This is a genomic window from Alphaproteobacteria bacterium, from assembly GCA_024244705.1.
Classification (GTDB): domain Bacteria; phylum Pseudomonadota; class Alphaproteobacteria; order JAAEOK01; family JAAEOK01; genus JAAEOK01.
In genome coordinates, this window is record JAAEOK010000112.1 from 129,929 (window position 1) to 154,134 (window position 24,206).

Annotated in this window: 23 protein-coding genes; 12 read left to right on the top strand and 11 right to left on the bottom strand. The window is 59.9% G+C overall.

Going from position 1 to position 24,206, the window contains the following annotated elements:
- Nucleotides 1-80: 80 nt before the first annotated feature.
- The 3 genes from GY791_20810 to folK form a co-directional block, all read right to left on the bottom strand.
- Nucleotides 81-2,228 (bottom strand): bifunctional (p)ppGpp synthetase/guanosine-3',5'-bis(diphosphate) 3'-pyrophosphohydrolase, encoded by a 2,148-nt coding sequence (locus GY791_20810; GenBank protein ID MCP4330837.1) that lies wholly within the window; start codon nucleotides 2,226-2,228, stop codon nucleotides 81-83.
- Between the two features lie 71 nt (nucleotides 2,229-2,299).
- Entirely contained in the window at nucleotides 2,300-2,686 is a 387-nt protein-coding gene (locus tag GY791_20815; protein MCP4330838.1) for a DNA-directed RNA polymerase subunit omega, read from the bottom strand.
- 68 nt (nucleotides 2,687-2,754) lie between these two features.
- Complete coding sequence (gene folK, locus GY791_20820) at nucleotides 2,755-3,324, bottom strand: 2-amino-4-hydroxy-6-hydroxymethyldihydropteridine diphosphokinase (GenBank protein ID MCP4330839.1); 570 nt, start codon at nucleotides 3,322-3,324, stop codon at nucleotides 2,755-2,757.
- Between the two features lie 121 nt (nucleotides 3,325-3,445).
- Between folK and GY791_20825 the strand changes: the two genes are divergently transcribed.
- Together GY791_20825 and GY791_20830 are read left to right on the top strand one after the other, a co-directional pair.
- Nucleotides 3,446-4,048 carry an NYN domain-containing protein gene (locus GY791_20825; protein MCP4330840.1) on the top strand — a complete coding sequence of 201 codons (603 nt, stop codon included), beginning with the start codon at nucleotides 3,446-3,448 and terminating at the stop codon, nucleotides 4,046-4,048.
- Between the two features lie 15 nt (nucleotides 4,049-4,063).
- Nucleotides 4,064-4,690: a uracil-DNA glycosylase gene (locus tag GY791_20830; protein MCP4330841.1), complete on the top strand. Its 627-nt coding sequence runs from the start codon at nucleotides 4,064-4,066 to the stop codon at nucleotides 4,688-4,690.
- Between the two features lie 108 nt (nucleotides 4,691-4,798).
- Here GY791_20830 and GY791_20835 read toward each other — a convergent pair whose 3' ends face one another.
- The 4 genes from GY791_20835 to GY791_20850 form a co-directional block, all read right to left on the bottom strand.
- Nucleotides 4,799-6,697 (bottom strand): DUF2207 domain-containing protein, encoded by a 1,899-nt coding sequence (locus tag GY791_20835; protein ID MCP4330842.1) that lies wholly within the window; start codon nucleotides 6,695-6,697, stop codon nucleotides 4,799-4,801.
- A 9-nt stretch (nucleotides 6,698-6,706) separates the two neighbouring features.
- Nucleotides 6,707-7,267 carry a LemA family protein gene (locus tag GY791_20840; GenBank protein ID MCP4330843.1) on the bottom strand — a complete coding sequence of 187 codons (561 nt, stop codon included), beginning with the start codon at nucleotides 7,265-7,267 and terminating at the stop codon, nucleotides 6,707-6,709.
- An 86-nt stretch (nucleotides 7,268-7,353) separates the two neighbouring features.
- Nucleotides 7,354-7,827 (bottom strand): SsrA-binding protein SmpB, encoded by a 474-nt coding sequence (gene smpB / locus GY791_20845; protein ID MCP4330844.1) that lies wholly within the window; start codon nucleotides 7,825-7,827, stop codon nucleotides 7,354-7,356.
- Between the two features lie 12 nt (nucleotides 7,828-7,839).
- On the bottom strand, nucleotides 7,840-8,718 hold the full coding sequence (locus GY791_20850; protein ID MCP4330845.1) for a 4-hydroxy-tetrahydrodipicolinate synthase: 879 nt from the start codon (nucleotides 8,716-8,718) through the stop codon (nucleotides 7,840-7,842).
- Between the two features lie 325 nt (nucleotides 8,719-9,043).
- On the opposite strand from GY791_20850, the gene GY791_20855 reads away from it, so the two are divergent.
- The 4 genes from GY791_20855 to GY791_20870 all read left to right on the top strand — a co-directional run bounded on the left by GY791_20855 (nucleotide 9,044) and on the right by GY791_20870 (nucleotide 13,681).
- On the top strand, nucleotides 9,044-11,068 hold the full coding sequence (locus GY791_20855) for a lytic transglycosylase domain-containing protein (protein MCP4330846.1): 2,025 nt from the start codon (nucleotides 9,044-9,046) through the stop codon (nucleotides 11,066-11,068).
- 77 nt (nucleotides 11,069-11,145) lie between these two features.
- On the top strand, nucleotides 11,146-11,826 hold the full coding sequence (locus GY791_20860; protein ID MCP4330847.1) for a haloacid dehalogenase type II: 681 nt from the start codon (nucleotides 11,146-11,148) through the stop codon (nucleotides 11,824-11,826).
- A 27-nt stretch (nucleotides 11,827-11,853) separates the two neighbouring features.
- The gene (locus GY791_20865) at nucleotides 11,854-12,699 is read left to right on the top strand and encodes an alpha/beta hydrolase (protein MCP4330848.1); all 846 of its coding nucleotides are present in this window, start codon (nucleotides 11,854-11,856) and stop codon (nucleotides 12,697-12,699) included.
- Complete coding sequence (locus GY791_20870; protein ID MCP4330849.1) at nucleotides 12,668-13,681, top strand: threonine/serine dehydratase; 1,014 nt, start codon at nucleotides 12,668-12,670, stop codon at nucleotides 13,679-13,681. The genes GY791_20865 and GY791_20870 overlap by 32 nt, the downstream gene beginning before the upstream one ends.
- Nucleotides 13,682-13,730: 49 nt before the next feature.
- On the opposite strand, the gene GY791_20875 is transcribed toward GY791_20870, so the two are convergent.
- Both GY791_20875 and GY791_20880 read right to left on the bottom strand, forming a co-directional pair.
- Nucleotides 13,731-14,177 carry a polymer-forming cytoskeletal protein gene (locus GY791_20875; GenBank protein ID MCP4330850.1) on the bottom strand — a complete coding sequence of 149 codons (447 nt, stop codon included), beginning with the start codon at nucleotides 14,175-14,177 and terminating at the stop codon, nucleotides 13,731-13,733.
- 30 nt (nucleotides 14,178-14,207) lie between these two features.
- Nucleotides 14,208-16,169, bottom strand: a complete 1,962-nt coding sequence (locus GY791_20880; GenBank protein MCP4330851.1) for a peptidoglycan DD-metalloendopeptidase family protein — start codon at nucleotides 16,167-16,169, stop codon at nucleotides 14,208-14,210.
- A 354-nt stretch (nucleotides 16,170-16,523) separates the two neighbouring features.
- On the opposite strand from GY791_20880, the gene GY791_20885 reads away from it, so the two are divergent.
- From GY791_20885 to GY791_20910, 6 genes are all read left to right on the top strand, one after another.
- Nucleotides 16,524-17,132, top strand: coding sequence for a paraquat-inducible protein A (locus tag GY791_20885; protein MCP4330852.1), 609 nt, complete (start codon nucleotides 16,524-16,526; stop codon nucleotides 17,130-17,132).
- Complete coding sequence (locus tag GY791_20890; protein MCP4330853.1) at nucleotides 17,132-17,746, top strand: paraquat-inducible protein A; 615 nt, start codon at nucleotides 17,132-17,134, stop codon at nucleotides 17,744-17,746. The genes GY791_20885 and GY791_20890 overlap by 1 nt, the downstream gene beginning before the upstream one ends.
- Nucleotides 17,743-19,227, top strand: coding sequence for an MCE family protein (locus GY791_20895; protein ID MCP4330854.1), 1,485 nt, complete (start codon nucleotides 17,743-17,745; stop codon nucleotides 19,225-19,227). The genes GY791_20890 and GY791_20895 overlap by 4 nt, the downstream gene beginning before the upstream one ends.
- Nucleotides 19,228-19,229: 2 nt before the next feature.
- A complete protein-coding gene (locus tag GY791_20900) occupies nucleotides 19,230-20,123 on the top strand; it encodes a DMT family transporter (protein MCP4330855.1) in 894 nt (297 codons plus the stop codon).
- Between the two features lie 110 nt (nucleotides 20,124-20,233).
- Entirely contained in the window at nucleotides 20,234-21,130 is an 897-nt protein-coding gene (locus GY791_20905; GenBank protein ID MCP4330856.1) for an agmatinase, read from the top strand.
- A gap of 45 nt (nucleotides 21,131-21,175) precedes the next feature.
- On the top strand, nucleotides 21,176-21,514 hold the full coding sequence (locus tag GY791_20910; protein MCP4330857.1) for a DUF1491 family protein: 339 nt from the start codon (nucleotides 21,176-21,178) through the stop codon (nucleotides 21,512-21,514).
- 62 nt (nucleotides 21,515-21,576) lie between these two features.
- Here GY791_20910 and GY791_20915 read toward each other — a convergent pair whose 3' ends face one another.
- Both GY791_20915 and GY791_20920 read right to left on the bottom strand, forming a co-directional pair.
- Nucleotides 21,577-22,932: a glutamine synthetase gene (locus tag GY791_20915; GenBank protein MCP4330858.1), complete on the bottom strand. Its 1,356-nt coding sequence runs from the start codon at nucleotides 22,930-22,932 to the stop codon at nucleotides 21,577-21,579.
- Nucleotides 22,933-23,044: 112 nt separating this feature from the next.
- A complete protein-coding gene (locus tag GY791_20920; protein ID MCP4330859.1) occupies nucleotides 23,045-24,142 on the bottom strand; it encodes a hypothetical protein in 1,098 nt (365 codons plus the stop codon).
- Nucleotides 24,143-24,206: the final 64 nt, after the last annotated feature.

The following is a 24,206-nucleotide window of genomic DNA, read 5'->3' on the forward strand; positions in this document are numbered from 1 at the left end:
GATCGGCCCCGAGGCTATAGAGGATGGCGTCCGGCGCGACAAGCCCTGTCGGCATTATCGCGGCAGTCATCGGAAAATCGTCAGCCTTGCGCGCGTTCGACCGAGTTCACGAATGACGACGCGCGTAGCGCCGCGACAATGTTGGTAAGGTGTTTTGCGTCTCGGACCTCTATGTCGATCAGCATTTCGAAGAAGTCGGTAGAACGGTTGGTAATCTTGAGGTTACTTATATTGCCCTGGCTCTTGCCGATTACAGTGGATAACCCACCAAGACTTCCTGGTTCATTGGCAACCAGAACGCTAACCCGGCCAACAAAGCTCTCATCGCCCCCGGTATCGGCGCGCCACGACACGTCCAGCCAACGCTCCGGCGCGTCGGCGAAGCTCTGAAGCGTCTCGCAATCGATGGTGTGGATCGTAACACCCTTTCCGGTCGTTATGATGCCGACGATACGGTCGCCGGGCAAAGGGTGGCAGCAGCCGGCGAAATGTATTGCGATGCCCGGACTCAAACCGGTGATCGGTACGGCCTCCCCTGTGGTGGAACCGGTCTTTGCCTTTTTTCGACGGAAGGGCAGGATCTTGCGATCGGGCCCTTGCTTTTTGGCCACCGGGAAAATCGCCTGAACGACTTCGCGATCGGAAAGGATTCCTTCTCCGATTCCGGCGTAGATATCATCATTGACACGGCACTTGAATTTTTCGAGCACCGTTGAGACGGCCTTTTCGGTAAATTCATAGCCTTCCCGCCGAAATGCTTTCAGCAGAATTGCCCGTCCGAGTTCCGCATACTCCTTGTGCCTCTGGAATCTGACGTAGCGGCGAACCCGGGCCCGCGCTTTACCGGTGACGACAAAGCGCTCCCATTCCGGGGACGGGGTTCCTTTCTTCGAAACCAGGACTTCGACCTGATCTCCATTCTTGAGCTGGGTGCGCAGCGGCATAAGCCGCCCGTTGATCTTGGCGCCGACGCAGGTGTCGCCGACCTCGGAGTGAACCGCATAGGCAAAATCCACCGGGGTCGCACCGCGCGGAAGATTGATGATGTCGCCCTTCGGCGTAAAACAGAAGACCTGGTCGTGGAACATCTCGAGCTTGGTGTGCTCGAGGAACTCTTCGGGACTGGAAGCGTGCTCGAGGATATCGAGCAACTCGCGCAGCCACCGATATTGTCGGCCGTCTACGCGCTCGGCGCCGATTGAGTATTTCCAATGCGCGGCTACGCCCAGTTCGGCGATCTCGTGCATCTCCAATGTGCGGATCTGGATTTCGATGCGCTGCTGCTCGGGCCCATAAACGCCGGTATGAAGCGAACGATAGCCATTCGGCTTGGGCATGCTCAGGTAATCTTTGAATCGGCCTGGAACGACCGCATACCTGCCGTGGATAACGCCCAAAGCCTGGTAGCAAGAGGCGATCGAATCGACGACAACGCGGAACGCCATGATATCCGAAAGCTGCTCGAATTCGACGTTCTTGCGCTGCATTTTGCGCCAAATCGAATAGGGCGATTTTTCGCGGCCCGACATCACCGCCTCAAGCCCCTGCTCGCGCAACAATTCATTCAACTCGCTGATAATGCGGTTGATGATATCGCCGCCATGCTTACGCAAATATTCCAGCCGATAGACGATCGATTCGCGCGCGTCAGGATTGAGTTCAGCGAATGCAAGGTCTTCAAGTTCGTTCTTGAAATCATGCATTCCGATACGTTCGGCCAGCGGGGCATAGATCTCCATCGTTTCCAGGGCTATGCGGCGGCGCTTATCGGAATTCTTGATGGCCCCCAACGTACGCATGTTGTGCAATCGGTCGGCGAGCTTGACGAGGAGTACGCGAATGTCTTCGGACATAGCCAGAACAAGCTTGCGGAAATTCTCCGCCTGCTTGCTCTGATCAGATTGCAACTCGATCCGCGAGAGCTTGGTGACGCCGTCGACGAGGCGAGCGATATCCACGCCGAACAAGGACTCGATCTGGTCCAACGTGGCGACCGTGTCTTCGACGGTGTCGTGCAGCAAGGCCGTAACGATCGTCGCCGTATCGAGCTTGTATTTGGTGAGAATGCCAGCGACTTCGAGGGGGTGCGAAAAATACGCGTCACCCGATGCCCGCGTCTGAGTACCGTGGGCTTTCATCGAGAAAACGTAGGCGCGGTTAAGGGTGTCCTCGTCGACGTTGCGATCGTAGGCCCTAATTCGTTCGACCAGTTCAAACTGGCGAATCATGCGCCCTCGTCCCTTTTGCTAATTCAGAACCGGGTGCGGCCGCCAACTAGGGCAACGGAAGCAAACCGATTCTATGCGTCTTTGGCCTCTTCTACATCCTTTCCGGACTCTTCTACTCCATCCTCAATTTCCGATTCCTTTATCGAATCGTTGTCGGGGATAGTAATTCCGCCGCCTTCGACGATGAGCATAGCGCTATCGTCAAGCTCGTCCTCGGTCAAATCGTCGCTCTCGACGTGTTTCTGGAGGCCGACAATAATGCTTTCCTCGATCTCTTCTACATTGATCGTCTCATCGCCGATTTCACGCAGCGCGACCACCGGGTTCTTGTCGTTATCGCGTTCTATCGTCAACACGCCGCCGGCGGCAATTTCTCGCGCCCGCTGCGAGGCCAACATGACGAGATCGAATCGGTTTGGAACTCTTACAATGCAGTCTTCGACTGTTACCCGTGCCATCTACCACTCCGCTTGCTTGGAAAGTTTCGGGAATATAAGGAGCGTCCTAGGGCAAAGCAAGGGAATCTCTATGCTTTGACCGGGTCGTCGGGGTCCCCATCGAGACGCCGAATGCCCTGCTCCGGCGCCAGTCCTTCAATCAATTGATCGATACTACGGCCATCGACAGGATGACACCAACGCGGCGCCACGTCTCGCAGCGGAAGCAAGACAAACAGCCGCTGGCAAAGTCGCGGATGCGGCAGCACGGGCCAGGACGGCGGGGCTGCAACCATCCGCCCGTAGGCGAGCATATCGAGATCCATCGCTCTGGCCTCGTTGCGCGTCCGCCGAGTGCGGCCGAAACGCGCCTCGATGTCGTGGAGCACCGCCATCAACCGGTCGGGCGCGAGCGTGGTATGGAGCGCCACGACGCCATTGACATACCACGGCTGATCGGAAGCCGGTACGGGCGCGGTTTCATACCAGGCCGAGCGAGCGATTAGGGTCATGTTTTCATCGGCGCCGATCGCCGCCGCCGCTGCCTGACATGCGCCCAAGGGCGTCGTATTCATGGCACTCGGCAGGTTGGCACCAATAGCAATCAAGACCGGATTCCCGCGACCAGAACTCGCTTTTTGCACTTGCGATTGTCGCATCCACACCCTACTTAAGAAGCTGGTTAATCTTCGATTACGATAGGACAGGAGACGTTTTTAATATTTACTATCAAGTTATTGATGTAATCTATTGATAAAAAACACTTTTCGAGGGACTAAAATGATTGTGTATCCACAGGAACGGTTGGCACTTTTCATCGACGGCTCCAATCTTTACGCGGCTGCGCGGGCGTTGGGATTCGACATCGATTACAAGCGGCTGCTCGACGTGTTCGCGGCCAAGGGTCGATTGATTCGCGCCTTTTACTATACCGCACTGCCGGAAGACCAAGAATACTCGCCGATCCGTCCGCTCGTCGATTGGCTCGATTACAATGGCTACACCATGGTGACGAAACCGACCAAGGAATTCACCGATTCGGCGGGGCGGCGCAAGATCAAGGGCAATATGGATATCGAGCTCGCCATCGACGTGTTGGAGATGGCCGATAATCTCGAGCATATCGTTCTGTTTTCCGGCGACGGCGATTTCCGCCGTCTGGTCGAGGCCGTACAGCGCAAGGGCGTCCGCGTGACGGTTGTCAGTACGGTCCGTTCTCAGCCGTCGATGGTTGCCGACGAATTGCGCCGTCAGGCCGACACATTTCTGGAACTCGACGATCTCGCCGACCAGATTTCGCGCGAGCATCAAGAGCGACGCGAACCCGGTGATGAACTGGAGGACGAGGACGCTTTCGACAGCTCCCTGCTTGAAACAGCCTAAAGCCACGCATTTCTAATGAGAGAGCCCGAACCGGACTGTGCGCTGTGTCCGCGGTTGGTTGCGTTCCGCGCTGAAAACCAAGGCTCCTATCCGGACTGGCACAACGGACCGGTTACGTCCTTCGGCTCTCTCGGTGCTCGTCTGCTGATCGTCGGACTGGCCCCCGGTCTTCGCGGTGCGAACCGTACCGGCCGCCCGTTTACCGGCGACTATGCTGGGGATCTGCTGTACCCCACCCTGGTCAAGTTCGGCTTTGCCGCCGGATCGTTTGGCGCCCGCGCGGACGATGGTTTTTGCCTCGAGGATTGCAGGGTCACCAACGCGGTCCGCTGTGTGCCGCCGGCCAACAAACCCGTTGCCGCGGAAATCGCTGCGTGTCGCGGCTTCTTGGTAGCCGAAATAGCGGCGATGAAGAACCTCCGAGTAATTCTGGCCCTGGGCAAGATTGCCCACGATTCCGTCCTCAGGACACTCGGGCACCGCATCGCGCTGTGGCCCTTCGCGCATGGCGCCGTCTATTCGCTGCCCGACGATCTTCTACTCGCCGACAGCTATCATTGCTCGCGCCTCAACACGAATACGGGTCGCTTGACCACCGAGATGTTCGAAGCCGTGATCGTGGATATCGCCAACCTGCTCTAGCTCGCTCCGGGTTCGGCTAAGGCTCAAATCGAAAAGAGGCGATTTTCGCACAACCGGCCAAGCCGGTCGCCGCCCGCATGCTCGAATGGAATGTACGATCGGGGGCGATTACCAGCCGCCCCCGCCACCACCGCCACCGCCGCCGCCGGAAGATCCGCCGCCACCCGAACCGGAACTCGAGCCAGGCGCCGATGACGCCGTCGCAACCGCCCCGGTAAATGACCCGCCGAGCCGGCCGGCGATCGTCGATGTGTCGAAACGATGTCCCAGAGGGCCCGAATACCAGCGCGGCCGGTAACTACCCTCGGCGACGGCCTTGTCCAGAATTTCGGAAAATTGCTCGCTCCACGCCTGCTCGACATCGAGGGCAAGGGCATAGGGTAGATAGCGCTCATAGATTTCGGGCGTCCTGTCCGTCGGGTGGAGAACATCTAGTCGCTCCTTTTCCGCCACCGACAGGTACAGCCTGAAACCCTCGATCTCATCCATGATCTGGCGGCCGAGTAGCGTTGGCGCCTTCATGATGTCAAGAAAGACCGCATTTGTCGCCGCCAGCGCCACAAAACAGAGCGCCGTCGGAATTGACGTCGTATCGGCAAGCCCGAGCAGTCCGAAACCCTCCCCGACAAGAAAAATCGCCGCGACAAACAAAAGACCGATCCCACGCCCGAGAGATATCCGAAAGGCTGCAAGCGCTCGGCTTAGAACGAAATAGCAACCGACGGTCCAGAAGGTCAGCCAAAAAATGATGAATACGCCGAACAGCGGTTCGCGCGACGAAATGACCACCAATATGGCGATCATCACGGTCAGGATAATTCCGGGCACGATGTAGCGCCGATTACGGACGAAGAGATTTTTCTGCAACTCGGCGTCCAAGTAAGATTCGAGGCCTTTTCGCGCCTTTCGTATCCGTTTGTGGTTTTTGTTTTTTAGGACGACCGATTTGGACCGCGCGAACAACTTACGTGAAACGGCCTTTTCCCCCGGGCTCAGCCCGGTTGCATCGGCTGATACTTTTTCGAGGCGGAACTCATGGTTGGCTTCTTCATGGATTTCTGCATGGCCTTTCACCGCCATGCCTATGATTGCCGCCGTAAATGTCTTGTCGTCGAATCCCATCCGCCTCGTGTAGCGCACGGCCGCCGCCGAGAATCCTGCGGGTGGTTCGAAAAGCGGGACAATCGTACCGGACGGCGGACCGCGGCCAACCCGAAACCATATCCCGAAGTAATAGGCCAGCAATAAGATCAGGCCGCCGACCGTGGCCGCCAAACCAAGATTGTCTCGCACGAGGTAGCGCAGCCGATCGGCGGCATCGGGTTCGGCGATCAGGCCCTTTGGCCACGCCACTGCGATCGTTAGCCCCTCACCAATCGCCAGCGGCCGGGTGGTTTCAAACACCGGTTCGCCGCTTGTGTCGAGACGGTAGGCGAAATCCGTTCCGCTAGCCCCCAGGGCTCCGGTATAGGCGGCGGATTGAACAATTGACGCGCCGGACGGAAGAATGACCGTCGCCGAGGCGTGGTCGATCGGAAACGCCCAGTTGTTTCCGGTCACATTCCAGTAGAGTTCGTCAAATTCCTCGAAGAACCCAACCTGTCGGTCGGCGACGTATTTGATCGTGTAGGTATAAGATCCGGGGTCGAGGAATACGTCCCTGTCACCGATATAGACCCGCCGGCCCGATCCCGCCGACTCGGTGTGGTAGGGTTCTTTCGAACCATCGCGGTCGACCGAGGCGACACGAAAGTTGATCCGGACATTGTTGCCGTATCGGTCGCGGTAGGAGGTTGGAAACTCGCGATAGATTCCGCGTTTGATCTGATCGCCGGCGGCGATGACGGTAATTCGTTCCGTGACCGCGACCGCGCCGTCGCCGAGAATATGGATTGTGCTGTCAAAATCGGTGATCCGCTCCTGCGCAAGCGCTTCGACAGGCGCGGCGAGACTCAACGAAAGTCCAAAGACTGGAAGAATCGTCGCAAACAGGTTTGCGCGTCTCATGGACTGTCCCTAGAAATCGACTTGCGGTACGGCTTTCTCCGCCGGATCGTCGATCTCAAAGAATTCGGCGGTAGCGAAGCGAAAGAAATTGGCGACGAGATTGCTGGGAAAGGATTCAATCAGCGTATTGAGGTTGCGCACGGTGCCGTTGTAGTAACGACGAGCCAACTGAATTTGATCCTCGATCTCCGAAATTTCCTGCTGGAGTTGCCGGAAATTCGCATCGGCCTTCAAATCAGGATAGTTTTCGGCGACCGCGAACAGCGTGCCAAGCATGCCGCTCAACGCACCCTCCAATTGTCCCTGGTCGTGGGGGGCGTGCGACTGGAGACTTTTTGAACGCAATTCGGTGACCTTCTCAAGCAACTCGCGCTCGTGCCCCATATAGCCCTTGACGGTTTCGATCAGGTTAGGGATCAGATTGGACCTGCGTTTCAGCTGTACGTCGATGCCGCTCCACCCCTCCTCGACCATATTCTTGAGCTTCACCAACCGGTTGTAGATCGCGATTGCCCAGAAAATAAGCAGGCCCAGGCCGATCAAGGCGACAAGCGGTAACCATTCAAACATTGCGTTTCTTACCCCGCGTTCGATCGGATCCGGGTGAGTATTGACCCCGGCCTGGTTAAGCGGCGCTTAAGCTGATGGTCTGGCTTCTATCCTCGCTCCCGGAGGACACGCTGCTTCTGCCGATCCCAATCCCGCCTCTTTTCGGTTTCACGCTTATCGTATTTGCGTTTGCCGCGGGCAACGCCAATCTCGACCTTGGCCAGGCCGCGCTCATTGAAGTAGATCGAAAGTGGCACCAATGTAACGCCCTCGCGCTGGATTGCGCCAATCAGTCGGTCGCGCTCGCGGCGATGAACGAGCAGCTTGCGCGGCCGTCTCGTTTCATGGTTGCGGCGACTGGCGGCCGCGTATTCCGGGATATATGCATTGAACACGTAGAGCTCGCCATCGATCTCGCCGGCATAGGAATCGGCGAGGTTCCCGCGCCCCGCACGAAGCGACTTCACTTCCGACCCGACCAGAACCAACCCGGCCTCCAGACTATCGTCGATGAAGTAGTCGTGACGGGCCCGGCGGTTCTGCGCGACGATACGGCCGCGGTTCTGCGCGCCCTTGGCCAAGGTGTCAGCACATCAGTTCAGCAGCCCAGCCGATCGCATGGCGTTTTCGACCGACGACCGGGTGGCGGCACCGATTCCAACCAACGGCAGGCGCACCTCTTCCTCGCAGAGTCCAAGCAGGCTGGCTCCATACTTGACCGGCGACGGACTGGTTTCAGCAAACAGCGTCACGTGCAGGGGATAGAGCCGCGTGTTGATCTTGAAAACCGTGTCGAAGTCGCCTTGCCGCCACGCATTATGCATTTCGGCCAATTGACGCGGCGCGACGTTCGCGGTCACGGATATGCAGCCATCTCCCCCTTGAGCCAAAAGGGCGACCGCGGTCGCGTCCTCTCCCGACATGATCGAAAATTGATCCTCGATCGCCTCCCGTGTGGCGAGCGGCCGGGCCAGGTCGTTGGTCGCATCCTTGGTACCCACGATGCCGGGCAACTCGGCCAGTCGCGCCATCGTCTCTACCGACAAATCAACGACGCTACGGCCTGGGATGTTGTAGACCACGATCGGAAAATCGGCCACCGCATCGTTGATCGCCTTGAAGTGAGCGTAGAGGCCGTCCTGGGTCGGCTTGTTGTAATAGGGGGTCACGACCAGCGCGCCGTCCGCACCGCATTCCTTGGCGTGCCGGGTCAGCATGATCGCTTCGTCGGTGCTGTTCGATCCGGTTCCGGCAAGAACCGGGATTCGGCCGGCGGCGGCCTCGACGCACAGCTCGGTAACGCGCATGTGCTCGGCGTGGCTCAGCGTCGGCGACTCGCCGGTGGTGCCACAGGGCACCAGACCGTGCGTGCCTTGCTCGACATGCCACTCCACGATCGATTGAAACGCCGCCTCGTCGACCTCCCCACCGCGAAATGGGGTGATCAACGCAACGTAGGATCCCCAAAACATTGGTATCTCCAAGAAAATCCTGATTCTTAGCCGTGAACATAACGATTGCACAGCGATCCAGCAAGGCCGGTTGGCGGTTTCCGGGCCGCCGTGACAAATCTGTGACAGCAAAAGCCGGTGCAGATTCAACTTTGCGGACGCATCATGTATCGCTATAAGAGGTGTCGGTAACTTACCCTCGTTACCACCTTCGACAGAGCTGAGCGGTCGCGCCCCACCCTGGCGCGGCCGCTCTTTTTTTGGACTCCGACCCGTGCTCCAGCGAGCGGCCAGCGATACACGAAAGCGCTTTGCGTCTTCATGGCGGCGGCGCCCGCGATGACGTATGATCGGGTCGAAAACGGTCATTCGAGAAAGGGCCGGCATGATCGTGGGGCTGCGGGCGGCCATGTTTGGGGTGGTCGCTCTATTGACGGCGGCGACTGGCTCGCTGGGCCACGCCGAGACACTGTCGACGGACGATCTGGCCCTCTATCGCCGTGCATTCGACGCGGCGCACAATAACGATTGGGCAGGCGCCGAGGCGTTGGCCGCAAAAGGCGGCAATGCAACTCTGAATCGGGCGATCGGCTGGCATCGCCTGTCCGACCCCGAATCTGGCGCGCCGCTATCCGATTATCTTGCCTTTGCGCAATCGGCACCCGATTGGTACGGCTTCAAGACGCTGCGGCGACGAGCCGAATCGGCCATGACCGAAGACACCTCAGCCGAACAGATTGAGCAATGGTTTCAATTGCACGAACCACTGACCACAGAAGGCCGCGTCGAGCGTATCCGCGCGCTTGAACAATCCGGCAACGCGGACATCGCAGCAACTTTAGCTCGCGAAACCTGGCACCACTACGATTTTACGGCCGATCAGGAGAAGGACTTCCTGCGCCGTTTCGGACGTCTCCTCGTTCCAGGCGATAACGAAATGCGCCTCGATAATCTTATTTGGAAAGGCTGGTACAGTTCGGCCCAACGCCTCTTGCCCAGCGTAAACGCCGACAGTCTGGTGCTGGGTAATGCCCGCTTGTTGTTGGCCCGTCGGCGCCGGGGTGTGGATGAAGCCATTCAGCGTGTGCCGAGTCGTCTTAAGGATGACGCGGGGCTGGTTTTCGAACGCATCCGCTGGAACCGGCGTATGGGCCGCCACGAAGCAGCCTATGCTCTGCTTAAGGACATAGCGGGTTCGCCGGGCAACAGCCGAAAGTGGTGGACGGAAAGAAACCTCCAGGCGCGCCGCTTGTTGCGCGAAGGACGGCCCGACGATGCCTACCGCATCGCTGTGATGCATGGTGAAATCGACGGTTTCGCATTCGCCGAGGGCGAGTGGCTCGCGGGCTGGATCGCGCTACGCCATCTGCGCGATTCGGAGCGGGCCTTGGGCCATTTCAACCGCCTCCATGCCGGGGTCAGCTATCCCATCAGCCGGGCGCGGGGCGCCTATTGGGCCGGCCGCGCGATCGAGGCACAGGGCAAGCACGACGAGGCGCGGCGATGGTATGCCGAGGCCGCACGGCATGTCGGCACCTATTATGGGCAACTCGCCGCGGCCAAGCTAACTCCCGCCGAACGGCCAAACTATGCCCGTCCACCCCCGGCCGATCCGCAAAGCGAGGCTGCGTTTCAGGCCCGCGACCTCATACGCGCCGCCAAATTGTTGCATACCCTCGGAGAAAGCGAGCTTGCCGGAGACGTTCTGATCCACCTCGAACAAAATGCCGGCGACGCCAACGACAGCCACTTGGTCGGGCGACTCGCCATGAGTCTCGGCCGGTCCGATATAGCCGTACGCGCCGGGCGGCGAACCTACGCCAACGGTGCGCCACTACACCCGTTGGGATATCCCCGCATTTCGATCGCAGACGTCGCGATGATCGAGGGTCCGTTTGCTCACGCTGTTATTCGACAGGAAAGCGGGTTCATCCCGCGCGCTGTCAGTCACGCCGGCGCGCGCGGGCTCATGCAACTGATGCCGAAGACCGCCGAGATCACGGCACGCAAATCCGGAATGCCCTACAGCCGCGGCCGTCTCCTCGACGATCCAAACTACAACACGGCGCTCGGGCAGCATCATTTGCGTGAACTGCTCGACCTCTACAGCGGCTCTTACGTCCTCGTGCTGGCTGCTTACAATGCCGGCAAGGGGCGAGCAAATGATTGGATCCAGACCTACGGCGACCCACGGCACCCATCTGTCGATGCCGTCGACTGGGTCGAATCGATCCCATTCACCGAAACCCGCAATTACGTTCAACGGGTCCTCGAAAATCTGCAGGTATACCGATGGCTGATGGACGGCACGCAACTCGCCGTCCGGCCGCATGATGCAATCTACGACCTTCGGGAATTGACAGCGAATTGATGCTTTCCGGCGTTGCGCCAGGGCTTCGGATCGCTATGCTCTGGCGCCAATGACCATTCTCTCTGGGGATCTTACCAATGGCGGATATCGACGGGATCAAGGCCTGCGTTTTCGACGCCTACGGCACGTTGTTCGATTTCAATGCCGCGGCCGCACACTGCCGGGATGATCTTGGCGAACACGTCGACCGGTTGTCCCAGATATGGCGGACCAAGCAGCTGCAATACACTTGGCTGCGCAGCCTGATGGGCGACTATGTGAACTTTTGGCAGGTGACCGGTGACGGGCTCGACTATGCCTTCGCCGAGCTCGGTCTCGACGACCCCGGGCTTCGGGCGAAGTTGATGCAGCTATATATGAACCTCGACGCCTACCCGGAAGTGAAACCGATGTTGGAACGCCTCAAAGCGGGCGGCATGAAGACGGCGATCCTCTCAAATGGTACGCCGGAAATGCTGGACTCCGCGGTCGCCAATGCCGGCATCGGCGATCTGCTCGACGACATCCTGTCGGTCGAAGATGTGGGTATCTACAAGCCGCACCCATCGGTGTACCAACTTGCAGTCGACCGGTTGGACGTAAAACCTAAAGAGGTCTGCTTCCAGTCTTCCAATTCGTGGGATGCCGTCGCCGCGGCGTTTTTCGGTTTCCGAGTGGTTTGGATAAACCGTTTCGGACAGGCCCGCGAGGTTCTTTCGGCACAACCCGATCGGGAAGTGCGGACATTGGCGGATCTGCCGCCACTGCTCGGCCTCTGATTCGGCGCCAACCCGCCTGGTTGCACGTTGTTCCGCGAACGCTATTTCACGAGCCAGGACGGATTGCGACTCTACTACCGGGAATACGGTGAATCGCTCTCCTCCCACACACCCGTTCTGTGCCTCGGCGGCCTATCCCGCAATTCGGCCGATTTCGATAGTCTCGCGCTGCGGCTCTCACCGCGGCGGCGGGTCATATGCCCCGACTACCGTGGGCGCGGCCGTTCGGAATACGATCCGAACTGGCGCAACTATACGGGGCCCACTTATATCAACGACATTCGCCACCTAATGGCCGCTGCCGGCTTGCACCGTATGATCGTGGTCGGTACGTCGATGGGCGGATTGCTCGCAAGCGGACTCGGGGTTGCCGCTCCGGCCGCAATCGCCGGCGTCATCATGAACGACGTCGGTCCGGACATCGCGCCCGAGGGAACAAAGCGCATTTTGGATTACCTGTCGCAGGACCGCCCCCAGCCGAATTGGGAGGCCGCTGTCACCGACGCCCAAGCAAGAATGCCCGACCTCTCTTACGAAACTGGCCACGAATGGCGCCGATTCGTCGAAGCGACTTATCGCGAAGGCGAAGATGGGCAGCTTCATTTCGATTGGGACATCAATATCGTTCGGCCGCTACTGGGCGGTGGTTCCAACGATTTCGACCTGTGGCGCCTGTTTCGGTCGTTGCGCCGTATGCCTCTGTTGGTCATTCGCGGTGAAAGATCAGATGTCATGACGGCCGATACACTAGGCCGGATGACCCTTGCCCACCCGAAAATGAAATTGGTAACACTTCCCGGAGTCGGTCACGCCCCGTCGCTAAACGAGCCCGAGGCCAGGGATGCCATCATCGCCTTCATCGCCAGCCTTTGAACCGACCCTCGATATTGCGCGCATACGCGCCGCCGCCGATCGCCTGGCCGGCCACGCGCTGCGAACGCCACTCCTTGAGTCGCGATTGCTCAATGAGCGACTAGGCGGTCGCCTTTTGATCAAAGCCGAAGGATTGCAGCGCACCGGCTCCTTCAAGTTCCGCGGTGCCTTCAATCGATTGTCGGTATTGGACAAGGCCGCACGCGCACGCGGGGTCGTCGCCTTTTCATCGGGCAATCATGCACAAGGTGTGGCGGCCGCGGCCGAGATCCTCGGCATCCATGCGGCGATCGTGATGCCGGGCGATGCGCCGCGTCTTAAGATTCAAAATACTCGGGACTACGGTGCCGAAGTCGTCCTCTATGACCGCGTCAAGGAAGACCGCCGACAGATCGCCACGACCATCGCGGGCGATCGGAATGCGACGCTCGTCCCGCCCTATGACGACCATGAGATCATGGCCGGACAGGGTACCGTCGGGCTGGAAATTGGCGAACAACTGAATGCCGCCGCGATGCAGGCCGATGCGGTCCTGATCCCGTGCAGCGGCGGCGGACTTACCGCCGGCGTCGCCACGGCAATTCGTGCCCTTAGCCCGGCGACGCAGGTCTACACCGTTGAACCCGACGGGTTCGACGATACGGCACGTTCTCTGCGGGGCGGGGAGCGCTGTCACAACGAAGGAGCCGAGGCGGGCCTGTGCGACGCGTTGCTCGCTCGAACCCCCGGCGAGTTAACTTTTGCCATAATGCGCGGCTTGGTGGCCGGCGGCTTTTCGGTCGCTGATCAAAGCGCGCTGCGGGCAATGGCGACGGCGTTCAGGCATTTCAAAGTCGTCTTGGAACCCAGCGGCGCCATCGCCCTTGGCGCGATCCTGGCCGGTACTTTTGACATAAGAAACAAGACGGTCGTCATCATCGGTTCCGGCGCCAACGTCGACCCCGAGACCTATCGTCATGCCCTGAATAGTTTTGATTCCTGAACGTTCGTGGAATTTGTCACTTCAACGAGGGAGGCTCAGGAATCCCCTTCTAGCTCCCGCCGGCGATCGCCTTTGGTGGGAGCTGACCCGTGGCCGCAGGCTTCGGCTCCTGTTTGATCGAGCTGACTTTCCCCGACGCGGATTGGTCGTCGATCTCTTTGGTCGTGATGCGGCGGATTGCACCTTCGATGAATGCGCCCGCCTCGACCGACAGCGTTTCGTGAAGAATGTCGCCCTCGACACGCGCCGACTGCAACAGGTTGACCGAACGGGCCTTGATCTGACCGACGACTTTGCCGCCAACCTGAACCTGATCGGCAACAACCTCGCCTCGGACTTCCCCGGATTCGCCGAGGTTAAGAGACCGGCTTTTGACGTCGCCGACGATCACTCCTTCGATCTGGATATCTCCATCACAGATCACGTCGCCGTTAACGCGCAACCCTGAACCGACAAAAGACGACGTACCGCCGCCGTTGTGAACTGAATTTGACACGCATGCCTCCGCAGTTTGTTGCTGATCCTACTAGCCCTTGAAGATGTACTTCCCCGCCTTCAAAAAACTCGCCGGATCGACGGCCTTCTTATCCACAATAATCTCATAGTGGACGTGAGGCCCGGTGCTGCGGCCGCTGCTACCAAGCAGACCAATCTTTTCGCGAAATCCAACTTTGTCGCCCTTCTTCACCTCGATGCTGCGAAGATGGCCATAACGCGTGCGGATGCCCATGCCGTGATCGATTGTCACAGTCCGCCCGTAGGCGGCCTTCCAGCCCGCGAATGTGACCGTGCCAGCCGACGTCGCAAGCACGGGAGAGCGGAACGGTGCGGCCATATCGACGCCGTAATGCATGGCCCACCGACCATTGACCGGATCTTTGCGTTTGCCAAATGTGCTGGTCACCCGATAGTGATCGACCGGTGCCGAAAGCGGCAGCATTCGCAAGATATATTGGAGCCGTTCCCATCGATCCATGTGGGAATCAAGAACGGACACCTCGTGCTTGAGCTCGGACGCGGCTAGCATTTCCGAATTGAGGGCGACAAAAGGCCCGCCCTGCGCAACCGGCAAATGCCGCGCCCGGTCGAGGAGCCATGCAACGCCGAGCCCGGTCATGGAAATCGTGCGCTCGGCCTCATCTATGGTGCCGATCGTCCGTTCCGTAACATGAAGGAGGAAATCTTGTTGTGACCGCTGCAGCGAGGCGATTCGTTTCTCAAGCGCCGCGACTTTGCCGACCAACTGCTCGCGTTCACCAAGAACGGACTGACGCTCGGCAATCGCCGTGCTGTGCTCTTCTGCGGCCCGCTCCCGCTCGTCGAACGCTGTCTGGCGTGCCGCAACGGCCTTCTGGCGTTCCTCTACCGCTTTCGCCTTCTCTCCGCTGACCTGGGCCATCTCCCTCTCAAGACGCTCCAGGCCGTCTTCGAGGCCCGCCGCGCGGGACGTGAAATCCTCCAATTCGATCTGCAATGTCGCGATCTCGGCGGTCAATTCTTCGGCGTGCGCCGTCTCCGCCGCACGTTCTTGACCGACCTCGATCAATTTTTTCTGAGTCGAAGTCAGTTCCCCTTTCAGCACCATATTGCGATCGAGTAGATCGCTAAGGGCCTGCTCTTTCTCCGTCAATTGCGCAGTCAGCGCTACCGCGCGTTCGCCGATTTGGCGCAGGTCGCCATTTTGTTCCTGAGCCTGCTGCAGAAGCTCCTCGGCGGACGCCAGCCTGATTTCAAGAGACCCATTGCGCGCAGCCAGATCCTCCAGCGTTTGCTCCTGATTCGACAGCTTTGAAGTGGCCGAAAGGACTTTGTCCTGAATTCCCTCCAGCTCGGACGCTTTGGCCTGCGCCGCCTGTTCATTACGACGGGCGGCGATTAGTTCGGTCGTTAGGGTAAAGGCCTGATCGATCAACTCGTCAACGGCGGCGTCCTTGGCACCCGATTGCTGCGTCGCATCCAAGACAGCCGCTTCCACAGTCATCAAGCGATCGGTGGTCGTGAGGACGCTCTCTTTCAGTTCCGTATTCTCGCCCATCAGCGCGGCCAGCCGGTTCTGGCTGTCGGCCAACTGGGCGCTCACTTCCGCGAAGCGCTTCTGGTAGGTATGGACTTGATCGATAACGGTCTCGTAGGCGCTTCGGACCTCGACCATCTGGTTCGCCTTATCGGCGATGGCTTGGTCTTTTGATTCAATCGCGAATTCGGCGCCAATCAGGGCATAGCTCGAATACCCGACCCATGCCAAAACAGCGAGACCAACGACGCTCACGCCACCGATTGCCGTCTTCGATAAAGTTATCGATCGGCCGGTCCCGCCCATTTTCACGATAATTCCAGATCTTCCCTCAGCCCCTTCACCAGGACTCACCGAACCATCCTGATCTTCGACCCGTCGATTGGCTGTCATTGTCCCCCGCTTGACGTCGGGCGCGGTTGCCTCAGCACCACGCGCCGCTTTATCTTTTGACAGTGGTAAATCAGCGGCCACCGCCTCGACTTCTTCGTTCTAACTGCCTCACAATGCCCAGCACGGATTGGGCAATCACTGTGCGCGGCCCGTCAGACGTTCGATCGGACGACATCGAGACCACCCCCAACGCAGAAAACCTATCCGGTGGCGCCGCGTCGCGCAAGCCCGCAACCGTGACAAATCGAAGACATCGGGCGGGCAGCGCCCGGAACAGCGGGTCAATAGCCTAAATCGTTGCGATTCATAGCGATATCAAAATCGCGAATTGTAAATCTCGCCGCCGCGACAATCGCCATATTGGCAGTGGTCGGAGGCGCGATATAAGGTTAGCGTCGTAGTCGCGGTTGGTATCAGGAGCCATACGGCGTCAGGATGAGTGCCGATTCCGGAAAGCTTATTGGATGCGAGGTGTGCGGTCTGGTGCAACGTCTCGCTCCGCTCTCGAAGGGTTACGAAGGGCTCTGTGTACGCTGCAATGCGGTGCTGGCATCCCGGACACCAACCGAGACCCTGAACCGCACCCTCGCGCTGGTTATCACCGGCCTAATTCTTTATATCCCATCGAATCTTTTTCCCGTCATTAGGACGACGACATTCGGTGCAGTCCAGGATTCGACGATCTGGTCCGGAATGGTTCAATTGGTCGATCTTGGCGATTGGCCGATCGCGCTGGTCGTCCTGTTCGCCAGCATTTTCGTTCCGCTGACGAAATTGCTTGGCCTGCTGTACATTGTGCTCGCCCACAAAGTGTCCGGCGGGCGCGTGCAAAGAACGCGCATGTACCTCCTGATCGCCAAGATCGGCAAATGGTCGATGCTCGATGTTTTCGTGGTGTCGATCACCGTGGCTCTGGTCCAGTTCGGCGAACTGTCGACCGCCGAGCCGGGTCCAGGTGTCATCGCCTTTGCCGCCGTCGTCATCGTAACATTGACCGCGTCGATAACGTTCGATCCGAAGGCGATTTGGGAAAGAGCGGAGTGATGGTTACCGATTCTGGGGCGATACTCTGTTGTCCGACTTGCGGGCTGCTCCAACAGACACCCACGATCGAAGTTGGTGATCGCGCCGCCTGTCCACGATGTCGCGCAATCGTCTATCGGCGAAGGTCCGACAGCATCGATCGAACCCTCGCCTTCGCCTTCGCGGGGCTCATCATGTACCTGCTGGCGAATTCTTTTCCGTTGATCGTGGTCAAAGCGTTCGGTGTGAGGGCCGTCGATTTTGTCTGGACCGGCGTGGCGGCGATGTGGGGAGCCGGCTTTCAGTCGGTCGCCGCGGTCATTTTCACGCTGAGTATTGTCCTTCCGTTGTTCAAGCTGTTGTTGCTGACCTGGCTGTCGCTTGTTGCCCGTGGTGGGCGGCCAGTGCGAGGAACTCGGCAGGTGTATAAGATCTATATGGTGTTGACCGATTGGTGGACAGTCGACGTGTTCATACTGGCCTGTCTTGTCGGTTTGAGCAGATTGGCGCAGTTGGTCGACGCATCGGTCGGCCTCGGCCTCTATGCCATGGCCGCTTTGATGGTGCTAAGTTTGGCGGCCTCGGTGAGTTTCGATCCCCGACTGTTGTGGAAGGCTCAAGGGAGCAAACGATGACCAATGGAGAAGTCGAAACCGAAGCCGAAATCCCGACGTCGGAAGTTCGTCGCCGACGCGGAATATCGATGGTCTGGATCGTTCCTCTGGTCGCGGCCGCGGTGGCCGGTTACCTGCTTTATGATTATTTGACCAACGTCGGGCCAAAAATCACCATCACATTTCCCGATGGCCAAAACCTCACCGAGACCGCGACCATTCGCTACCGGGGCGTCAATGTCGGCAAGGTTCTGTCCATTAGTTTGAACGAAAACCTGAAGGGCGTTGTTGTTGAGGCAAGATTGGACGGATCGGCCGAGGGCGTGGCCCGTACGGACACCAAATTTTGGATCGTCCGGCCGGAACTCAATATATCCGGAATCAGTGGCCTGAGCACGATCGTTACCGGTTCCTATATCGCGCTCGAGCCCGGCAGCGGCGACAAGGCGACCAAGTTCGAAGGCCTCGCCAAGGCGCCCGATGCGGAGCTCGAAAAGGGCGGCCGCGAATTCGTCCTGCGGGGTGACACTCTCCGTTCGGTCGAACAAGGGACGCCGGTCCTCTATCGTGAAGTCCAGGTCGGGCAAGTCGGCAAGACCAGCATGAGCGACAATCAGTCGGGCGTCGATATCCGTATCCTTATCGAGTCCGAGTACGTTCCGCTGATCCGGCGGAATACTCTGTTCTGGAACGCGAGCGGCATCGAGGCCAGTTTCTCGTTGTTCAAGACAACCATAGATGTCGAGTCGATCTCCTCGTTGATCAAAGGCGGAATTGCTTTCGCCAATCCGGTCAATTCGACGGCGGATCCCGCGGAACAAGGAGCGATCTTCGACCTCCTCGAGACGCCGCCGCCGAGCTACCTGATCCGCGCCAATAACGACAACCTCCACCTTACGCTGACCGCCGATACGTTGGGCGCCGTTCAACAAAACGATCGCGTCTATTACCGCGAGTTCCCGGTCGGGCACGTCACCCATATCGAACTATCGCGCGATGCACGCGAGGTCGAAATCTATCTCGAGATCGAGCAGGAGTATGCGCCGTTGGCCCGTTCCAATTCGGTGTTCTGGAACGCCAGCGGGCTCCACCTCACGGCGGGTTTGTTTTCCGGCGCCAAGGTGGACATCGAATCGCTCGAATCGCTGATCGCCGGCGGCATCGCCTTTGCCACCCCGGACCAGCCCGGCGCCCGCGTGACGAGCGGCTCCGTTTTCGTCCTGAATCCCGAAGTCAAGGACGAATGGAAGGCGTGGACACCGAACATCGCCATTGCGCCGCCGCATACCGAACTGGCACAGAACCCCGCTACGGTCGGGTCCAGCCGGGAGGAAATGCGCAAGGTCCAGGAGGCATTGAAGCTCGATGGCCACTACAAGGGTGAAATCGACGGTCTGTACGGACCCGAGACCCGGCGCGCGATTACCGCCTATCAGAAGGCGGTCGGCCTCGACCTCACTGGTATCCCGGACGCCGCGACGCTGGCCAAATTGGCACCCTGATTTTGTCCTACGTTGCTCGCGGTTCCGATAGCGTCGGCAGGGGTATCGCCAGCGTTCTGGTAGCGGTGTTCTGCTTCACTGTGGCGGACGCGACCGGCAAGGTCCTGGGTATGGCCGGCTACTCGGCTCCACAAATCGTCTTCCTACGCTATGTTTTCGGCCTTATTCCGGTTGCCATCTTGATATGGTCCGCCGGGATTGTCTCGCTCCACACGACACGTCCCTTTGCCCACGCGCTCCGGGCAATATTGTTGTTCGCCGCGCTGGTTAGCCTTTTTACCAGCCTGCGCAGCCTGCCGCTCGCGGAGGCGATCTCGATCGTGTTCACTGCACCCCTATTCATCGCCGCCTTTTCTTACCCCATTCTCAAGGAACATGTCGGCGCGCGCCGCTGGGCCGCCGTCGCGATTGGGTTCCTGGGTGCCCTGATCATGCTGCAGCCGGGGACAGAGGTCTTTCAAGTCGAGGCCCTGTGGGCTCTCGCGGCGGCGATATTTTTCGCCTTTGCGATGTTGTTCACGCGGCGCCTGTCGGCGACCGAAACGACGGCGGCCATATTTACCTACAGCACCGTCGGGGCCGGGCTGGTCAGCATACCGTTCGTGCTGGCGACTTGGAAGACACCGCTGGCCGGCGATCTCTGGCAATTCGGACTGATCGGCGTAATCGGCGGCATCGCGGCCTATCTGATGATCGTTGCCTATCGCAACGCGGCGGCGGCGATTGTTGCTCCGTTCGAGTTTACCGCACTCGTCTGGGGGGCGCTGTTTGGCTGGATCCTATGGGGCGAGCAGCCGGCGATGCGGGTCTGGATCGGCGCCCTGGTGATCGGTCTCTGCGGGCTTTACATTACCCGCCGCGAAGCAAAGGCGCAGGCGGTCGACCCGCCGATGTAGTAAGCGTGAGCCGTCGCCGACGGCTTTCGAGTTGGTGAGGAGCCAGACCAATGTCCGCCACTACCGACCGTAAGAGTCACGGCAATCCGCTCACCCCGCCGACGACATTCATGGGGGTCCCGTTCGCGACCGACCTCGGCACGAACAAGGCGGCGATTTTGGGAATACCTTTCGATTGCGGCACCCATCCGACGCGGATCGGCGCACGCTACGGACCCCACGCGATCCGCGAACAATCGGCGCTGGTCCGCCCATTTCAGCCGCCTCATGCCGACTTCAACCCGCTCCAGACCTTGAACGTCGTCGATTGCGGCAATGTCGACGTCACGCCGAGTGTGATCGAGCAATCGTACGAGCGGATTGAGGCCGCGGTGTCGCGGATCGTCGACGCTGCCTGCATTCCGGTGACCATGGGCGGCGACGGCGCGGTCACCCTGCCGCAGCTCCGTGCCGTCCACCGCCGCCACCCGGACCTCGTCGTGCTCCACATCGATGCGCACACCGATACTTATCCCGGCGACGGTAACGCCGTGCATCACCGCTACAACACCGCCACCACCTTTACCCGCGCCGCCGAGGAGGGTGTCGTCGACGCGGCGAACTCGATCCATGTCGGGCCACGCGGCACGGTGAACATCGAAGGGGTTTTCGACCATACGCGCCGCCAGGGATACGAGCTGATCGACGGCCGCGAACTCTACGACCGTGGTTTCGCCGAAGTTCTCGACCATATTCGCGAGCGGCTCGCCCACAGGCCGATCTATCTCTGCTTCGATATGGATTTTTTCGACCCGTCCTGCGCCCCCGGCGTCTGTACCCCGACATGGGGCGGCGCCACCGCGCGCGAAGGTTTGGGATTTATCCAGGGGTTCGGCGGATTGAATTTCGTCGCCTTCGATATCAATACGGTGAGCCCGCCGCACGACGTCGGCGGCATGACCGCCTTCCTCGCCGGCACGGTGATGATCGAATGCCTCGCCCTCGCCTGCCAAATCGGGACGTCCTGACAACGGTAGCGGCGTGCGGACGATTCACGGCGTAATGGTGAAGAATTGATCGACGATCGGCTCCGCACCGAACTATGGGTGATGTCGCATGTCCGGCAGTGCACAGCGGCCGGGGTGCCGGCGACCGTCGCCCACCGGGGAGAAGCCAACAGCGGTACGCTCCTGCTCAAGATCAACCAGTTCGATCGCGGTTGCCGCGTGCTGTCGCAAACCCGCGACCTCGATGGCAATATGGGCTGGCTGGCGGCGTTCGATGACGGATTGGTCCCGGAAGCGGAAGCCGACGACTATATCGAGCGCGCGGTCTCCCGAGATCCCGACCTATGGGTCTTGGAAATCGAACACCGCGACGGCTGGCATCCTTTCGAGGGCAACGTCTTCTAGATCGCGTTCTTTACCGAGCGCGGATGCGATACCGGACCGTCTCGAACCGCCGAAGGCCGCAGTCAAATAACCCGCAAATACCAGTTGTAATCGTTATCTGGGATCTCGGCGCTATAGGCCTGCTCTTCTTCCCGGCGCACCTTGCCGAAAATATCGCAGAAGCGGTCGCCAAAGTACCGCGCCAGGATGGTTCCGCGATCGTAGTCGTTGAGCGCTTCGCTCCACCGCGCCGACAATTCCACGGCCGGCGCGATCTCGGCGCCGCGCTCGACCATCGGGCGCGGTTCGATCTCGTTCTCGATGCCGTGATGAAGGCCGGCCAGGATCGCCGCCAGCACCAGGTAAGGGTTGGCGTCGGCGCCGGCGACGCGGTGCTCGACGCGAATATTGTCGGGCGTCGAAGTCGGGATACGCAGGGCAACACCGCGATGGTCGATGCCCCAGGTCGGGCTCAGCGGAACATAGCTGCCGGGCCTGAAACGACGGTAGGAATTGGCGTTGGGGGCGAAGATCGCCATCGATTCGGCCATCGCCGCGCCGAGGCCGCCGACCGCATGGCGCAGGACCTGGGACAGCGGGTCGCCGGCGAAGACGTTGCGGCCGTCCCGGTCGAGCAGGCTGACATGGACATGGAGGCCGCTGCCGACATCCTCGGCGAAGGGCTTGGCCATGAAGCTCGCGATCAGGCCCCGCTTGCGCGCCACGCCCTTGATCGCGCGCTTCAGCATCATCGCCTGGTCGCAGGCCAGCACCACATCGGAGACGTGCTTGAGGTTGATCTCGAATTGGCCGTTGCCGTACTCGGCCAGCGCTGTCGTCGCGGGAATACCTTGGGCGCGGCAGGCGCCCTCGACCTCGCCCACGTAATCCTCGAAGTCATAGAGCGATTCATAGCTGTAGACCTGGGGGCCCGACATCGCCGGAAACGGGCCGTCGGGCGTTGCCGGTTGCGGCGGCAGGGTCCGGGCGTCGAGCAGATAGAATTCGAACTCGAGGGCGACCATCGGCGTCAGCCCGAGCGCGATCAGCGGCCCGACGGCACGCGTCAGAACGTGGCGTGGGTCGAGGGGCGACGGCACCCCGTCCGGATCGTGCATGGCGACCATGATCTGCGCGGTCGGCCGCGCGGCCCACGGCACCGTCACCAGTGTGCCCGGCACCGGGTGGCAGAGCCCGTCGGGATCGCCGTCGCGCAGGCCCTCGACGATGGATTCGGACGCCGCGCCGCGGGTATTGAGGGTGGTCGCGGCGAAGGTCATCGCCGTGCCTTCGGCGTACAGCTTGGTTAGAAAGTCGATCGGCAGCTGCTTGCCGCGGAGGATACCGTTGATGTCCGGCAGCAGGGTCTCGACGACCTCGATACCGGGATTGGCGGCGAGAAATTCCCGCGCTTCGCCAGGTTGCTGGTCCTCATCCATGGCTGTGGCCTCCGCACCGTCACCGAGGCCGCCAGTCTTAGCACCAAGCCCGGCACAAAAAATAGTGCCCGCCGAAACGAGCGCTATCAGATTTGAGCTAGGGTTGCCGCCTTTACGGGGTCGTACCTGTGCCTAAGTCGTTGACCGCGTTGTTGCCGGCGCCGATGGCGGCGATCACGTTACCGCTCGTACGCGTCGTCGAATTGGAAATCGCTCCGGCAGTGACGAAACCGATTCCCATATTTTGAGCAATCGCCGTGATGGCTACAGCGGAGGTCGCGTTCTGGAAGCCGACAATCGCCGACCTATGCGGGCCGGTTTCGCCGGTAATCGACGACACGGCGTCGTTGCCGGCGGCGAAGGCGGTGGCACTGTTGTTCAGCACCCGCAAGGTCTCATCGAGGTTGTTGATGGCGCGATTTGCATTGATGATACCGATGAAATTCTCGAACCGGCCGTCGAACGGGGTCACGCCGACGCCGTTTCCAATACTACCCGTCACGCTTGCCGTTTCGGTGATCAGTTGGCTGTAGGCGCTGGTGATATTTCCACCGTTGTCGACCACCAATTGGTTCACGGCTGTGGAATCGATCGTCGTGGTCTGCGTGCCACCGCCGGTTTGATCAAGGGTTTGGTACTCGCCGGCGAAATCCTGTTGCAGCCGGTTGCCCGCCGCGCGCGACAGCAAGTTGTTGGCATCGACCTTGATCGACGTGTTTTGCGCGCCGGTGTCGATGGCTCCGCGGAAGTTGGCGCCAATGAAATTGGTATCGACGAGTGCCGCCGCCAAACTGTCCGTGCCGTAGAAAACCTGGGCGGTGGACGCGGCGATGCTTGCCGTATTGGGTGCGATAGCGCCACTGCAAATGTTGCCGATACAACCGGATCCGGCGACAAGTGCCGAATTCTCGGCGTTGTTGGCCGAGAAAACGGCCTGAATCGCATTGTCCTCGACCGCGACCTCGTCACCCCGCAACCGCTGGGCCGGGGTTAGATGGCCGATTTGATTGAGAATTGCCGACGCCCCCTGGTTGATCACATTGTTGGTCTGCCCAAGGTTGATCTGCGTCGGCGCGGCATTGAGAGGGAGCACGTTTCCCGGTGTTCCGGTCGGTACGGAAATCGTTACCTGTTGCGCCTGTGCCGCAAGCCCCCAGGCGCCGACGGCAATCGCGGCCACGGTCGCGGTGGCTAAGATTCGACCCTGCATTCCGACCCCTCCTAATCCAATGAAGTTGTGCATTACCCATAAGAGACCACGTGCAACGGCAAAC

What these genes read in the sequence shown, in the direction of transcription:
- GY791_20810 (MCP4330837.1), bottom strand. Translation starts at nt 2,228, where the DNA reads ATGATTCGCCAGTTTGAACTGGTCGAACGAATTAGGGCCTACGATCGC.
- GY791_20815 (MCP4330838.1), bottom strand. Translation starts at nt 2,686, where the DNA reads ATGGCACGGGTAACAGTCGAAGACTGCATTGTAAGAGTTCCAAACCGA.
- folK (MCP4330839.1), bottom strand. Translation starts at nt 3,324, where the DNA reads ATGCGACAATCGCAAGTGCAAAAAGCGAGTTCTGGTCGCGGGAATCCG.
- GY791_20825 (MCP4330840.1), top strand. Translation starts at nt 3,446, where the DNA reads ATGATTGTGTATCCACAGGAACGGTTGGCACTTTTCATCGACGGCTCC.
- GY791_20830 (MCP4330841.1), top strand. Translation starts at nt 4,064, where the DNA reads ATGAGAGAGCCCGAACCGGACTGTGCGCTGTGTCCGCGGTTGGTTGCG.
- GY791_20835 (MCP4330842.1), bottom strand. Translation starts at nt 6,697, where the DNA reads ATGAGACGCGCAAACCTGTTTGCGACGATTCTTCCAGTCTTTGGACTT.
- GY791_20840 (MCP4330843.1), bottom strand. Translation starts at nt 7,267, where the DNA reads ATGTTTGAATGGTTACCGCTTGTCGCCTTGATCGGCCTGGGCCTGCTT.
- GY791_20850 (MCP4330845.1), bottom strand. Translation starts at nt 8,718, where the DNA reads ATGTTTTGGGGATCCTACGTTGCGTTGATCACCCCATTTCGCGGTGGG.
- GY791_20855 (MCP4330846.1), top strand. Translation starts at nt 9,044, where the DNA reads ATGATCGGGTCGAAAACGGTCATTCGAGAAAGGGCCGGCATGATCGTG.
- GY791_20860 (MCP4330847.1), top strand. Translation starts at nt 11,146, where the DNA reads ATGGCGGATATCGACGGGATCAAGGCCTGCGTTTTCGACGCCTACGGC.
- GY791_20870 (MCP4330849.1), top strand. Translation starts at nt 12,668, where the DNA reads ATGCCATCATCGCCTTCATCGCCAGCCTTTGAACCGACCCTCGATATT.
- GY791_20885 (MCP4330852.1), top strand. Translation starts at nt 16,524, where the DNA reads ATGAGTGCCGATTCCGGAAAGCTTATTGGATGCGAGGTGTGCGGTCTG.
- GY791_20890 (MCP4330853.1), top strand. Translation starts at nt 17,132, where the DNA reads ATGGTTACCGATTCTGGGGCGATACTCTGTTGTCCGACTTGCGGGCTG.
- GY791_20895 (MCP4330854.1), top strand. Translation starts at nt 17,743, where the DNA reads ATGACCAATGGAGAAGTCGAAACCGAAGCCGAAATCCCGACGTCGGAA.
- GY791_20905 (MCP4330856.1), top strand. Translation starts at nt 20,234, where the DNA reads ATGGGGGTCCCGTTCGCGACCGACCTCGGCACGAACAAGGCGGCGATT.
- GY791_20915 (MCP4330858.1), bottom strand. Translation starts at nt 22,932, where the DNA reads ATGGATGAGGACCAGCAACCTGGCGAAGCGCGGGAATTTCTCGCCGCC.
- GY791_20920 (MCP4330859.1), bottom strand. Translation starts at nt 24,142, where the DNA reads ATGCAGGGTCGAATCTTAGCCACCGCGACCGTGGCCGCGATTGCCGTC.